The 13,145-nt window shown below is 67.3% G+C and carries 13 protein-coding genes and 1 pseudogene; 6 read left to right on the plus strand and 8 right to left on the minus strand.

Annotated elements, in window-relative coordinates; all coding sequences use genetic code 11:
* Positions 1-14 precede the first annotated feature (14 nt).
* The 4 genes from B1790_RS22750 to B1790_RS22765 all read right to left on the minus strand — a co-directional run bounded on the left by B1790_RS22750 (position 15) and on the right by B1790_RS22765 (position 3,871).
* Positions 15-1,403: an L-serine ammonia-lyase gene (locus tag B1790_RS22750; RefSeq protein ID WP_079925549.1), complete on the minus strand. Its 1,389-nt coding sequence runs from the start codon at positions 1,401-1,403 to the stop codon at positions 15-17.
* Positions 1,404-1,538: 135 nt separating this feature from the next.
* On the minus strand, positions 1,539-2,684 hold the full coding sequence (locus B1790_RS22755; protein WP_079925550.1) for an AAA family ATPase: 1,146 nt from the start codon (positions 2,682-2,684) through the stop codon (positions 1,539-1,541).
* 233 nt (positions 2,685-2,917) lie between these two features.
* A complete protein-coding gene (locus B1790_RS22760) occupies positions 2,918-3,343 on the minus strand; it encodes a pyridoxamine 5'-phosphate oxidase family protein (protein WP_079925622.1) in 426 nt (141 codons plus the stop codon).
* 30 nt (positions 3,344-3,373) lie between these two features.
* On the minus strand, positions 3,374-3,871 hold the full coding sequence (locus B1790_RS22765) for an SRPBCC family protein (protein ID WP_079925551.1): 498 nt from the start codon (positions 3,869-3,871) through the stop codon (positions 3,374-3,376).
* A gap of 222 nt (positions 3,872-4,093) precedes the next feature.
* Between B1790_RS22765 and B1790_RS22770 the strand changes: the two genes are divergently transcribed.
* The gene (locus B1790_RS22770) at positions 4,094-4,666 is read left to right on the plus strand and encodes a hypothetical protein (protein WP_079925552.1); all 573 of its coding nucleotides are present in this window, start codon (positions 4,094-4,096) and stop codon (positions 4,664-4,666) included.
* Positions 4,667-4,799: 133 nt separating this feature from the next.
* Positions 4,800-5,795: an amidohydrolase family protein gene (locus B1790_RS22775; protein WP_079925553.1), complete on the plus strand. Its 996-nt coding sequence runs from the start codon at positions 4,800-4,802 to the stop codon at positions 5,793-5,795.
* On the opposite strand, the gene B1790_RS22780 is transcribed toward B1790_RS22775, so the two are convergent.
* Positions 5,792-6,829, minus strand: coding sequence for an MBL fold metallo-hydrolase (locus B1790_RS22780; protein WP_079925554.1), 1,038 nt, complete (start codon positions 6,827-6,829; stop codon positions 5,792-5,794). The two genes, B1790_RS22775 and B1790_RS22780, sit on opposite strands and share 4 nt — an antisense overlap.
* 133 nt (positions 6,830-6,962) lie before the next feature.
* Between B1790_RS22780 and B1790_RS22785 the strand changes: the two genes are divergently transcribed.
* Positions 6,963-7,631 carry a 1-acyl-sn-glycerol-3-phosphate acyltransferase gene (locus B1790_RS22785; protein ID WP_079925555.1) on the plus strand — a complete coding sequence of 223 codons (669 nt, stop codon included), beginning with the start codon at positions 6,963-6,965 and terminating at the stop codon, positions 7,629-7,631.
* A gap of 76 nt (positions 7,632-7,707) precedes the next feature.
* Here the strand turns inward: B1790_RS22785 and B1790_RS22790 are convergent, their stop codons facing one another.
* Complete coding sequence (locus tag B1790_RS22790) at positions 7,708-8,592, minus strand: MBL fold metallo-hydrolase (RefSeq protein WP_079925556.1); 885 nt, start codon at positions 8,590-8,592, stop codon at positions 7,708-7,710.
* 138 nt (positions 8,593-8,730) lie between these two features.
* On the opposite strand from B1790_RS22790, the gene pknB reads away from it, so the two are divergent.
* On the plus strand, positions 8,731-10,269 hold the full coding sequence (gene pknB, locus B1790_RS22795; protein WP_158083865.1) for a Stk1 family PASTA domain-containing Ser/Thr kinase: 1,539 nt from the start codon (positions 8,731-8,733) through the stop codon (positions 10,267-10,269).
* Between the two features lie 4 nt (positions 10,270-10,273).
* Here pknB and B1790_RS22800 read toward each other — a convergent pair whose 3' ends face one another.
* Both B1790_RS22800 and B1790_RS22805 read right to left on the minus strand, forming a co-directional pair.
* Positions 10,274-11,305, minus strand: a complete 1,032-nt coding sequence (locus B1790_RS22800; RefSeq protein WP_079925558.1) for a fused (3R)-hydroxyacyl-ACP dehydratase subunits HadA/HadB — start codon at positions 11,303-11,305, stop codon at positions 10,274-10,276.
* A 53-nt stretch (positions 11,306-11,358) separates the two neighbouring features.
* Positions 11,359-12,006, minus strand: coding sequence for a pyridoxamine 5'-phosphate oxidase family protein (locus tag B1790_RS22805; protein WP_079925559.1), 648 nt, complete (start codon positions 12,004-12,006; stop codon positions 11,359-11,361).
* A 203-nt stretch (positions 12,007-12,209) separates the two neighbouring features.
* Here B1790_RS22805 and B1790_RS35680 point away from each other — a divergent pair.
* Both B1790_RS35680 and B1790_RS22810 read left to right on the plus strand, forming a co-directional pair.
* Positions 12,210-12,452, plus strand: a pseudogene (locus B1790_RS35680) (hypothetical protein); the annotation flags it as partial.
* 70 nt (positions 12,453-12,522) lie between these two features.
* Positions 12,523-13,145 (plus strand): DUF222 domain-containing protein (locus B1790_RS22810; protein ID WP_255407299.1); only part of this gene is annotated, 623 nt, incomplete at its 3' end.

Below are 13,145 nucleotides of genomic sequence, written 5' to 3' on the forward strand. Positions count from 1 at the left end.
CGTAACCGGCGGTCTCAGCACTCGACGTAGTTGACCGGCACGTTGACTGCGAGGCCGCCGGTGGAGGTCTCCTTGTACTTCGAATGCATGTCCGCGCCCGTGGTGCGCATCGTCTCGATGACCTGATCGAGGCTGACGCGGTGGGTTCCGTCACCGCGGAGTGCCATCCGGGCGGCGTTGATCGCCTTGCCCGCCGAGATGGCGTTGCGCTCGATGCACGGGATCTGGACGAGCCCCTCGATCGGATCGCACGTCAGCCCGAGGCTGTGCTCCATGGCGATCTCGGCGGCATTTTCGACCTGTTCCGTTGTGCCGCCTAGAATTTCAGCAAGTCCGGCCGCCGCCATGGACGCTGCCGAACCCACTTCTCCCTGACATCCGACTTCGGCACCCGAGATCGACGCGCGTTCCTTGTACAGCGAACCGATTGCGCCGGCGGCGAGCAGGAAGCGAACCGTGGTTTCGTCGCGGTCCCGCTTGCCTGCGGGGGTGTAGTGCATGGCGTAGTGCAGCACCGCGGGCACGATTCCGGCGGCGCCGTTGGTGGGAGCGGTGACGATGCGTCCGCCCGAGGCGTTCTCTTCGTTCACGGCGAGCGCCACCAAATTCACCCAGTCTTCGGCGAATTCGGTGCTGCGGTCGGGATCCTCGTCCTTGAGTCGCTCGAACCAGTCCTTCGCTCGGCGGCGCACCTGCAGTGCGCCCGGCAGGTAGCCGCCACGGCCGACACCCCGCAGCTCGCATTCCACCATGACGTCGCGGATGTGGAGAAGACGGGCCCGGACCTCCGCGGCCTCCCGGGTGGCGGTCTCGAGCTCGAGCATGAGATCGCTTATCTTGCAGTTCTTCTCGTGGCACAGTTCGAGAAGTTGCTTGGCGGATCCGAAGCTCGACGGGTGACGGTCGACCTGGCCCGTCGTGGTCTCGCGGCTCTCGGCCTCGGTGACGACGAAGCCGCCGCCGACGGAGAAGTATGTCTCGCGATGCAGTTCGGCGTCGGAGCCGTCGCGCGCGGTGATCGTCAGGGCGTTCGGATGGAAGGGCAGCATCGTCAACGGTCGCAGGATGAAGTCGCCCTCGGTGAGGGCTATCGCGTGCGAACCGCCGAGGGTGATGCGACCGGTGGCGCGCATCGCGTCGATGCGTCGCTCCATCTCCTCGGTCTCGAGCTCTTCGGGAACGAGGCCTTGCAGGCCAAGCAGAATGGCGGTCATCGTGCCGTGTCCCGCCCCGGTGGCCGCCAACGAGCCAAAGAGGTCGACTCGGACGTCGACCGTGTCGACGAGCGCGCCCAGTGTCTCCAGGTCGGCGACGAATCTGGCGGCGGCTCGCATCGGCCCCACCGTGTGCGAACTCGACGGTCCGATGCCGATCGAGAACAGTTCGAACACGCTGATCGTCATGAGACGGCCCTTCTGAGTTGCCGGTAATGCGTCCTGCGACCATCCGACTCCGTCGGACGGCGAAAAGCGACAGTCGATGTGATCATCAGTTGATATATTACAATGTCGAGCGCCGCTCTGGGGGGTGGTTGGCAATCACTCCGGGTCGGCGTTGGCGCGCAGGAAGCCCGCGAAGCCCGGAATGGTGAAACGGAGGAGGCCGCGACCCGCCGACTCGATCAGGCCGCGGTCGATGAGCTCTTGGCGCGGTCGGCTCAGTGCCTCGGACGTGATGCCAAGTCGTGCGGCGAGGGCCGCGCGCGACACCGGGTGGTCGCCGAGCTCGGCCATGGCCGTGACGACGCGACGCTGCTCGGGGTTGATCTTTGCCATCCGGCTGCGGAACACCGCTCCCATCCGTTGTTCGGCGCGCTCGGCACCCAGCTGGACCTGAGCCCGTCCGATGACGTCGCCCCGTTGCGGACGGCCCGCCTCCCAGGCGGCGTCGCCGATCAGCTGCACGCGGTGGGGATAGCCCGCGGCGGCTTCGATGGCGGCGAGGATCGCGTCGTCGGACCACGTCACCCCGAGTTCCTGGGCGGGCAGCCGCAACGCCTCGGCCACCGCGACCTCGCCGAGCAGGCCGATCTCGACGAAGTCGGTGCGCTCCCCGAAGGTGGCGGCCTCGGGTACCGCTCCCAGAAGGGAGGGCAGGCCCGCGGCGATGATGGCCACCGGGTAGCCCTCAGGTGCACCGTCGAAGTGCTGTAGCGCAATCAGGAGGGACCGCCGGTCGGCCAGTTGGGCCTCCTGGAACTCGTCGACGAACACCGCGAGTCCGTGGTGGTCGTGCTGGCGCGCGAATCGACCTGCGTCGGCGAGATTGCGTTCGACGGCAGCGGACACGCGGGTGCGGTCGGCCTCGAGGCCCACCTTGGCGCCGGGAACGCCCACCTCGACCTGGACCTTGCTGAGGTTCTGCAGAATCCCCTTGGCCTTCTGGCTCGTCGACCGGCGGCTGATCTCCTCGGTCAACGACGCCGCCAGGTCCGGAGCGAGCGCCACGTCGTCCCGGCCCGTGACCCATACGGTGAGGTAACCGGCCGCGGCGGCTTCCCGTTGGGCCGCTCGAAGCAGCGAGGTCTTGCCGAGGCCGCGGGATCCGTAGAACGCCAGCAGCGGCCCACCGGAGCGGCCCAGCATTCTGGTGCGTGCCAGGCGGGTGCGGATGGTCTCGAGTTCGGCACCGCGGCCCGCGAGATAGACGGGCACGGCGCCGGGGGAGTATGGACTTGGCAGCACAGCTCTCCGTATCGAGTCGTATAGATCTGGACTGACTATACGTACCAATACGGCGGAGCAGACGTCATTCGGGAGCCAGGTCACCGTCGACGAGAACTCGCGCAGGTGGCCTCAGCTCGTCACGGCCGACCGCATCGGTGGTCTGTACGGCGAGTCCGACGGCTACGAGTATTGCTCCCTCGCGGCACGGCAGATCAGGGCCGCGGGTGCCCGATTTTCCACCAACGGCTGAGCTACACGTCGCCGGCGAAGTCCGCCGTGATCCAGCGGTCGGGACGCACGGTGAACAGAGTGCTCGGGGTGTCACCCATGCCCTCGACGAACGCTCGCCCGCCCTCCTCGCCGAGGTAGCGGATGGCGATGGCCTGCTGGACCTCGAGCGGCGCCGGGTCGCTGCCCACGACCGTGCCCTCGACGACTACGTACTGGTAGGGCGGTTCTTCGCGCTGCACGACCAGCGTCACCGCACCGGCCTGCTCGATCAGACGCGTCTTGCGTGAGTTCGTCCCCGTGTTGATCCGGATGTGGCCGTCGGGGGTGTAGTCGTACCAGATCGGGACGCTGGCCGGCGGGCGGCCGTTGTCGGCGGCGACCGACAACACGCCGACCCGCTTGTCCTCTAGGAACCGACGTCGTTCATCCTCGGTGAAGTGCCTCATGGTCTGACCGAACACGTGAATTGACGCGCACTATTCCCTCGGGCCCCAATCCCCGCCGTCGGCGACTCTGCGTTCGGCGAGCGCCGCCAGCCTCCACGTGCATTCGCGGTTGCGTGGGATCGCCGCTGCCAGTGCCAGCCGGTCGGGCACCCAGCCCATGGGCGCGCCGACGGGAACCTCCGCCATCTCGATGCGGCACCCGCCGCCCTCGACGTCGAAGAGGCACAGCGCAATCCGCGCCTTTCCGAGCGGGCGTCCCTTCGCCAGCAGCACCAGCCGCTCCTGCGGCACGCACTCCTCGACCACCGTCTGGTCGTCCAGGAGAAGCGGCCACACGCCGACCGAGTGGTGGATGGTGCTACCCACGGCCGGCCACTCGGGCGACACGGCGCGCATCCGGCTGTTGCCCACCACCCACTGCGAATAGGTCCAGCCGTCCGCCATCACGTCCCACACCCGCTGCCGACTGGCCGTGGTGTCGCGCCTGACGGTGAGGTGACTCTCGACTCCTGGCGGGTGGTCGGTCATTCGGACTCCTCGTGGGTCAGCGACAGCCGAGCGGGCGTGGAGGCGACAGTCACCACCGCCAACGGTCTGCTCACGAGAGTGGTCCTACCCGTCGACGGGGCGAACAAACCCGGGCCGCTGAACCCCTCCAGGTAGGGACGCGACGAGAACGGCGCCGGTGCTCGGCACCACCTCACGCCCGCGGGTAGTGACGGGGTCGGGCACCCCGATAGATTGTCGACCGTGCTGCGCGGCCCAGGGGATCCTCTTCCACTCACGACGCGGCGCATCCTGATCACCGGGCCGTCCGGCGCGGGCAAGAGCACACTGCGACAAACGATCAGTGAGACGCTCCACCTGCCCACGGTGGAGATCGACTCGCTGCACCACGGCCCCAACTGGTCGTCGCGCCCCACCTTCGCCGCGGAGGTCGACCAATTCACCACTGGCCCAAGCTGGGTCGTCGAATGGCAATACGCACAGGTTCGGCCCCTGCTCTTGAGCCGCGCGGACACGCTGGTCTGGCTGAACCACAACAGATGGACGGTTACCCAACGGGTGGTGCGCCGGACCGTGCGGCGGCGGATCCATCACGTCGAACTGTGGAATGGCAACTACGAGCCAGCTCTGCGCACCATCTTCACCGACCGCGGCCACGTCATCCGGTGGTCTTGGCGCACGCACCGCCAGCGAGAGCGCGAAGCACTCGCCGTAGCCCGGCAGGTGCGCGGACCCATCGTCGTCCGGCTCGTCGGACAGGCTCAGGTCGACGCGTGGGTGAGCGGGCCCCTGCGAGCGTTGGCTGCGTCCCGCTAGCCACTACTGCGACTCCCGTTAGTGCACACGGGTTGTCGAACACCGGGGTAGGCACCTGGTGGAACACGGGGCGGTGTCCGGGCGACCCGGGTCTACAGTCACCTCCAGGTAGCCGAGTCCAGCTGGAGGTGCCGTGTCGCTGATTGCGCTCGAAGAGCACTACGCATGGGATCCGGCGAGTTCGGACAACGTCGTCGCCACCTGGCTGGGCTCCAACGACCCGACCGCCTACGCGCGGTTGTACGACCGGGGGCCGCTTCGCCTGGAGCAGATGGACGCCGCCGGGATCGACTTCCAGATTCTGTCGCTCTTCGATCCGGGTGTTCAGGACGAGCCCGACGCCACGCGTGCCGCCGACCTCGCCAGGTCCGCGAACGACGACCTCGCCGAGTCGGTACGCGCTCACCCCAACCGATTTGGCGGCTTCGCCACGTTGGCAACACAGGACCCCGATGCCGCGGCGCGTGAATTCGAGCGTGCGGTAACCGAATTGGGGATGGTTGGCGGCCTGGTCAACGGGCACTGTCAGGGGCGCTACCTCGACGACCCCGCATACGAGCCGTTGTTCGCATGCGCCGAGTCGCTGGGCGCACCGATCTACCTGCACCCGACGACGCCGCACCCCGCCGTGATGGACGCGTGGTTCGCACCGTACGTCTCCGACGGCATGCATCTCGCGTCGTGGGGCTTCGCCGCCGAAACGGGCACGCACGTGCTGCGGCTCGTCTACTCCGGGCTGTTCGACAAATTCCCCGGCCTGCAGATGATCATCGGCCACCTCGGCGAGATGCTGCCGTTCGCGGCGTACCGGATCGACCGCTACTACGGGTTGGGCGGAGGGGGTGGTTCGAGCCGGGGTTTGCAGCGACTGCCGTCGGAGTATCTCCGCAGCAACTTCCACGTCACGACGAGCGGCAACTTCTGTGCACCCGCGTTTGCGTGCACGCTCGAGGTGCTTGGCGCCGACCGGGTGATGTTCTCGGTGGACTACCCCATGGACGACAACCAGGTGGGTGCCACGTTCATGGCGGACTACCCGATGGACGAATCAACCCGTCAGAAGGTGGCGTCCGGCAACGCGATTCGCCTCTTTGGGGATCGGCTACCGGTCGAACTCGGAGCCGGCTAGATGGCGAAGACCTGACCGTCTCGGGCGACCGTGACGTCCCCCGAGTAGTGCCGCGCGACGGCGTTGCGCCATTCGGAATCAGGCAGATCCGTCGGCGAATAGTGGCTGAGGATGACCCGCTTGGCGTTCGCGGCCGCGGCGACCTCACCGACCTGCTCGGCCGAGGTGTGCGAGCTCGCCAGGTAGCCCGGTGGAAACCTGTTGCCGTAGTACGCGTCGTCGAGACTGAACTGCGCCTCGTGCACCAAGACGTCGGTGTCCCTCGCAAGGGCAATCAGGTTGTCCGACTTGGTCGTATCCCCGGAGAAGGTGACCGAGACACCGGACTTCTTCAGGTCGAAGCGGAAGCCGAACGCGGGATACACGTCGTAGTGGGAGACCAGGGTGGCCGTGACGACCACGTTGTCGTCAGACATCACCGGAAACGGCGGCGTCGTCGGCGACCTGTCCCGAAAGTTCGACCCCGGCGGAACCGGGATTTCGACGACGTCGACCAAGCGCTCGATGTCGTCGGTTCCCATGTCGCGCATGAAGATGTTGTTCGTGTACGCGAATGCCTGTTGCAGCGCGTGGGTCGTGGCGGCCAATCCTGGTGTGGGGTCGGCCGCGTCGATCGTGGGTGGATTCGCGGCACCCACCCGGCTCGGCGGTAACCCGCCCGCCGAACCGGGTCCGTACACGGTGACCGGCGCCTTGCCCTTCGACGCCGTGTAGCCGCCGGAGAGAAAGAAGCTCCAGTAGTCGACCATGTGGTCGGTGTGCAGGTGGGTGATGAACATGCTCCTGAGACCGTCGAACGTAAACCCGGCATTGGTGAATGCGTTCAACGAGCCCAAACCGCAATCGATTTGGTAGAGATCGGCGCCAACTTTGAGTGTCGTCGAGATTCCGGTGCGGTTGGCGACGGGCGGTGGACCGGCCTGGACGCCAAGGGTGACAAGAGCGTTCTCCGGCAGGGCTGCGGGTCCATCGGGAGGGCTGGCCGTCGCGGGTGCCGACGTGCTCACCACGGCCGCGCCGACGGCGGCCGACATCGACGCCGCCAGCAGGGACCGCCGCGACAACGAACCCCGTCCTGCGGTGCCGTCATCGCAGTTGCAGCTCACGCCATGAGGTTAACTGTCCAGTGACGCCGGGCGCTGGGGTTCGGCGGGTCTGGGGAGGCGAATGGCCCGACTGTTGGGGCGGCGCCGGTCGCGCGGTCTCGGCAAACGTGCGTGGCTGGTGACCTGGTCGATTCGACTGGTGTTGTGGACGCTGGGATTCACGCGAATCGTCAAGACCACGATCGTGAACGCCGACGTGGTGCCCGCCAAGGGTGCGGTGTTGCTGGCTGCCAACCACACGTCGATGGTCGACGTGCTCTTCATTCTGGCTGCGCTGCGTCGAGAGGCGATCGCCATGGCCATGGCCGAACTGTGGAAGTCGCCGCTGACCCGCTGGCTCGTCGAGGTGCTTGGCCAGATTCCCGTCGTCCGAGGGGATTCCGAGTCGGGGAAGCAGGCGATGGAGAGCGCAACGCAGGCGTTGCTCGACGGTGCCCTGGTGGGCATCTTCCCCGAGCAGAAGTGCGTACTGCCAGGAGAATCCGCGCCGTACCGTCCCGGCGTTGCGGTCCTGTCGAAGCGCACGGGCGTGCCGATCATCCCGGTTCGCCTGGTGAACGCCAACGAATTACTGCCCGTTGACAAGAAGTTTCCGGTCTTCGGCCACACCGTCTACGTGATCTTCGGGGAGCCAATCGACCCGGACGACTTCGTGTCCGTCCCCGAGTTGCTCGACGAGGTGCGGCTGCGCATCACGACGTTGAAGGTTCCCGCGGAGTCGGATCGGTAGTCGAGGTGCCGGCGGGAACGACCCACGATGCAGCGCACGGCCACCCGGTGGAGCGTTCACGCCGCCAACCTCGAGGTCAGTAATCCCAGTTGGTCGGCACGAAGCGGAAGGCGTTGCCCGCCTCGGCCACGTGACACAGCGACGGGAACGGTAGGTGAGTGGCGACCAACTGCTCGCCGGTCGCCGCCAATTCCTTCAGCAGTCGGACCCGAACCCGGGTGGATTCCTCCGGATCGTGTTCGAAACCGTTCTGCCAGTCCGGGTTTTCGAATCCCGGCTGGAACACCGCGTCGCCGGCGAAGGTCAATGCCTCGCCGCGGGATTCGACGCGGACGATGCTGTGGCCGGGGGTGTGCCCGCCGGTGCGGCGCACCAATACGCCGGGGGCCACCTCGTACTCCGTCTCGAACGGTCGAAGCTGGCCGCGGTACAGGTCGAGGAATTTCGTCGCAGTCGAGCGCAGCACGTCGGGAATCGGCGCGGGCATGACGGTGCGGGAGAAGTCCGGCGCCTCCCAGAAGTCCGCCTCGGCGGCCGCCAGGTGAACCCGCAGATCGGTGCGTAGGCGTCCCCGCAGCCCGTCGACGAGCAACCCGCCGATGTGATCCATGTGCAGGTGGGTGAGCACCACGTCGGTGACCGAGGCCGGATCGACGCCTGCGGCGTCCAGTCGCATTGCCAACTGCCCGGCGCGTGGGAAGCCGGGAAACTCCGACCCGAGGCCGGAGTCGACGAGGATCACCTTGTCTCCGCTGCGCACGACGGCCACGTTGAGCGGCCAGTCGGTGATCTCCGGAGGCAGATACATGTCCTTCAGCCACGCCGACAGGTCGGCGGGCGCGGCATTGGTGGCCATCGTGGAGGCGGTTATCGGCAACACTCCGTCGCTGATCACCATCACTTCGACGTCGCCGACCTGCACTGCGTAGCGCGAGGGGACCAACTCGTCGACCAAGCTCATGTTCCTACTCCTTCTGAACGCCCAAGGGGGAGAACGAGTCGAGATGACCCGTCTGCCCCGTCGAACGCCGTCCCGCGTCGGGATTCATCCCGTTGACGGCAAACGGGTACGCCAATGGCGAGAGGCGCGGGACGGCGCATGTCAGGATCGTCGGGTGCCACCACCGCAGCAGACCCCGATCACGACGAGGCCATGAGCACGCCGCGCCGCTTCGCCGGCCGCTACGAACTGCGCGAACTGGTGGGTATCGGGGGCATGTCCGAAGTGCACTTGGCGCGCGATCTGCGACTGCATCGCGACGTCGCGGTCAAGGTGTTGCACGCCGACCTGGCCAAGGACCCCAGCGTCAGTGCACGATTCCGTCGGGAGGCGCAGAAGACGGCAGGCCTGAACCACCGTGGCATCGCGGCCGTGTACGACACCGGTGAGGCGGAGACGTCCACGGAGGCGCCGCTCTACATCGTGATGGAGTACGTCGACGGTCCGACGCTGCGTGACGTCGTGCGCGAGCGCGGTGCGATGACCCCGCGGCGCGCCGTCTCGGTGATCGCGGACGTATGCGAGGCGCTGGAGTTTAGCCACCGCAACGGAATGATCCATCGAGACGTCAAGCCTGCCAACGTCATGCTGACCAAGGCAGGCGCCGTGAAGGTGGTCGACTTCGGCATCGCCCGGGCACTCGCCGACGGCGATGGTGGCAGCACCAGGACCGGCGCAGTCATGGGTACCGCGCACTACCTGTCTCCCGAACAAGCCCGCGGCGGCGCCGTCGACGCCCGCTCCGACGTCTACTCGGTGGGCTGTGTGCTCTACGAAATATCAACTGGCGAACCACCTTTCACCGGCGATTCACCCGTGGCGATCGTCTACCAGCACGTCCACCAGGATCCGGGCGTGCCCTCGCGCCGCAACGGCGAACTCACCCCCGCCTTCGACGCGATCGTGGCGAAGGCGATGGCGAAGGATCCCGACGACCGCTATCAGTCCGCCGCGGACATGCGCGTCGACCTGCTCCGCCTACAGAACGGAGACGTTCCCTACGCAGCCGCGCGGACGGCGGTCGAGGCGACGTCGCCGCTGACCGTGGCCGAGACGCGCGGCACGGTCGAACCGGACGGGCCCGCGCCGGAAGGCAATCGCCGTCCGGTGTCGCGACGACTGATGGCGATCGGCGCGGCGACGGTCCTCCTCGTCGCAGGAATCGTCGCGCTCAGTATCGTCAGAAGCGGCTCGGCCGACGAGGCGCTCCTGGACGTTCGGGGTCGAACGATCTCCGAGGCGATCGCCGTCCTGCACGACCGCGGTCTGAACACTCGGGTCGAGAAGAGGGTGCATCCGACGGTGCCCGCCGACCGCGTCGTCGACACCGTCCCCGTGGCGGGGACCGCCGTGGCAGCCGGGGACGAGATCACGATCACCGCCTCGACGGGTCCAGACCGTAATCAACCTGCCGGCGCGCAGCTTGAGGTTCCCGACGTATCGTCGCTGACCTACGCCGACGCCATCCGGATGCTGACCGATGTGGGCTTCCGGCAGTTCCAGCAGGCGTCGCTGCCTTCGTCCGCCGAGCTGAAGGACCGCGTGTTGGCCACCAATCCCTACGCGCGGCGGATCGTCGACGGCACCGCCACGATCACCGTCGTGATGGGCTCGGGTCCCGCAGCAAACGGCCCCTGACGCGTCAGCGGAAGCGGACGTCCAGCGTGGCCAAGCCAAAGATCTTCCGGCCTGCGGACTTCGCGGTGACGATGGCGACACCGGTGCGGGTCGCCGGATCCAGGGACTTGATTCGACCGCCGAACTCGATGTCGGCGCCACCGGAGGCCGACACGATGGCGGGCTGCGACAGCCTGATCGCATAGCGGGTGACCGCGCCGGGGTCGCCCAACCACGCGGAGCCGAAGCCGGCACCCAGGCCCATGGTCAGCATGCCGTGGGCGATCACGTCGGGCTGCCCGGCGAGCTTGGCGATGTCCTCGTCCCAGTGCAGTGGATTGGCGTCGCCGGACACGCCGGCATAGTTGACCAGGTCGCCGCGGGACAGCCGGGCGTGGTGCACCGGGAGCTCGTCACCGACCTTCACGTCGTCGAAGGACGTCGCCGACGGGGTGCGGCTGGCACCTCCGTCGGAGATCCGCGCCTCGCCGTCGGGGCGCACCGTCTTCTCGTAGCTCGCACCCGACTCGTCGACGCCGAGGAGGTTGACGTCGTGCATCATCACGCCCTGAATGGCCGGCCTGATCGCCGGGTCGACGTCCTCGCCGGTCACGCCGACGACGGTGGTGTGCAGGGTGTGGACGCGCTCGCCAGCGGCATCGGTGAAGGTATTGGTGACCGTGATCAGGTCTCGACCGGCGATCCGGCGGACCGACGTCAGCTCGACGTCAACCGTCAGCTCGTCGCCTGCCACGATCGGCCGGTGCTGCTCGAATACCTCTTCGGTCTGCAAGTACATGTCGTAGCCGATGACCACCGACTCGAACATGCGCTGGTTGCAGGCCATGGCGGGGGTCGACGTGAACGTCAGCGGGGCCACCACGTCGGGAAAGCCCAGTTCCGCGGCGGCGGCGACGTCCCAGTGCGCGGGGTGGTAGTTCTGCACCGCGCGGGCGAACTCGCGAACCTTCTCGCGTCCGACCAGGTAGGTGCCGTCGGCCTGGTAGTGGTGGCCGACTCGGGATTCGAGCTCCGACGTTTCTGCTGCTGCGGTCATGGATGTGCTCATCTTTTCTATCGGTCAGTTCGCTGTGGGCCGACCAAAGCACACTAACGGGCGGACGGATCGCCGCTTCCGAGTCCCTCGCGCAGTCGCGCATTCTCGGCCTGCAGATCTGCCAGCTGGCGGCGCAACGGGGCGAGGAGGGGTTCGAGTTCGGCGGCGCTGAACCGCGGCGTGATGTGCTGCTGGCAGTTCCAGTCGAAGGCCTCGACGGTGACGAGGACGGCGCGCTCCACTTCGGCGGAATAGTCGGGATTCGCGAAGCTCTTGACCAAGGCCGGGTCCTCGGCGACCGTGACGACGCGGGCGTGGCCGAATATCTTCAACCGCCGCTGATGTGCGTAGTCCAGGGCGATGATTGCGACCCTGTCGTCGCCGCCGACGTTTCCAGTGCTGATGTACTGCAGATTGCCGCGGAAGTCGGCCCAGCCGATGGTGTGGTCGTCGACGACGCGCAGGAAACCCGTTGGGCCGCCCCGGTACTGGACGTACGGCCACCCCGTCTCGCTCACGGTGGCGAGGTAGAAACTGTCCCGTTCGGCGAGATACTCGCGTTCGTCGTCGGTGAGCGCGTCGATCCCGGGAGCGGCATTGCCCTGCACGCGTTTGCGGCCGTAGAAGCCGTCGCTGCCGTACTCGCGCTGCACGCCGACGACGGCATCGGTGAACGCGATGGAGCCGTAGTGCTTGCTCACCGGTGTCTCCCTTCAAGGCGTGGACGTAGTAATTGTGCAGTGCGCGGCCAGATCCTGACTGGCAACGCTCGAAGCTCTCGGTCGGAGGGTGCGAGTGCCCGCCTCTGAGCGAATTGATGGGTCCTCGAATCCTCCTGTGTCACTTCGGTTTCAGCTGTCACAGATCCGGGTTTCCGGTCGGTGGGTCGCACTAGTGTTCGGGTATGAGTTCGGATCGGGTCACCGCAGCAGTTGCGGCCTACCAGGCCGCCGCGGCCGAACTCTTGGAGCGCTCCTTCGAGGAGTTCACCCACCTCGAACTGCTCGAATTGTTGGGGGAACTGGAAAAGACGGCCTGGCAGCTGCCGGCGGTGGGGCATCAGGTGATCGGCCGGCTGCAACGGGAAGCCTCCGCGGTGGAGTTGGGTGCCAAGTCGCTGAAAAGTGTGTTGGTGCAGCGGTTGCGGATCTCGGGCAAGGAAGCCAAGCGCCGCCTGGCCGACGCCACGGAGCTGGGCCCGAGGACCGCGTTGAACGGTGAACCGCTGGAGCCGCTGTTGGCCACCCACCGCGACCGCCCAGAGCAACGGGTCGATCGGGCCGGAGCACGTCACGGAGATCCGGTCGTTTCTGGACAAGCTCCCGGCTCGGGTGGACCCCGAGGTGCGGGAGCTCGCGGAGAAGACGTTGGTGGTCGTCGGGTCCTCGACGGGGCCGGAGGAGGTGCGCAAGGCCGCGGAGAAGTTGGCCGCCGCGATCGACCAGGACGGACCCGCACCCGACGACCGGGACCGGGCCCGGAAACGGGGCGTGACGATCGGGCCGCAGCAGGCCGACGGGATGAGCCGCATCACCGGACTCATCGACCCCGAAGCGCGGGCCACCCTGGAACCGGGCCTGGCCAAACTGTCCGCCCCCGGCATGTGCAACCCCGAGGACTGCGAACCCCGCACCTCGGGGACGCCGTCGCAGGAACAGATCGACGCCGACACCCGCAATCACGGGCAACGCACCCACGACGCGCTCATCGCCCTCGCCCGCACCGCGTTGGGTTCCGGTGAACTGGGTCAGCACAACGGGTTGCCCGTCACCGTCATCGTCACCACCACCCTGCAAGACTTGGAAGCTGCCCGGGGGTCCGGTGTCACCGGCGGCGGATC

The sequence above is a fragment of the Mycobacterium sp. AT1 genome (assembly GCF_002043095.1).
In the GTDB taxonomy this organism is placed as follows: Bacteria; Actinomycetota; Actinomycetes; order Mycobacteriales; family Mycobacteriaceae; genus Mycobacterium.

Bases quoted from the DNA above. Each gene is read 5' to 3' on its own strand.
- B1790_RS22790 (WP_079925556.1), bottom strand. From the start codon at position 8,592: ATGAGCTTGGTCGACGAGTTGGTCCCCTCGCGCTACGCAGTGCAGGTC.
- B1790_RS22780 (WP_079925554.1), bottom strand. From the start codon at position 6,829: ATGTCGGCCGCCGTCGGCGCGGCCGTGGTGAGCACGTCGGCACCCGCG.
- B1790_RS22785 (WP_079925555.1), top strand. From the start codon at position 6,963: ATGGCCCGACTGTTGGGGCGGCGCCGGTCGCGCGGTCTCGGCAAACGT.
- B1790_RS22765 (WP_079925551.1), bottom strand. From the start codon at position 3,871: ATGACCGACCACCCGCCAGGAGTCGAGAGTCACCTCACCGTCAGGCGC.
- B1790_RS22760 (WP_079925622.1), bottom strand. From the start codon at position 3,343: ATGAGGCACTTCACCGAGGATGAACGACGTCGGTTCCTAGAGGACAAG.
- pknB (WP_158083865.1), top strand. From the start codon at position 8,731: ATGTCAGGATCGTCGGGTGCCACCACCGCAGCAGACCCCGATCACGAC.
- B1790_RS22800 (WP_079925558.1), bottom strand. From the start codon at position 11,305: ATGACCGCAGCAGCAGAAACGTCGGAGCTCGAATCCCGAGTCGGCCAC.
- B1790_RS22750 (WP_079925549.1), bottom strand. From the start codon at position 1,403: ATGACGATCAGCGTGTTCGAACTGTTCTCGATCGGCATCGGACCGTCG.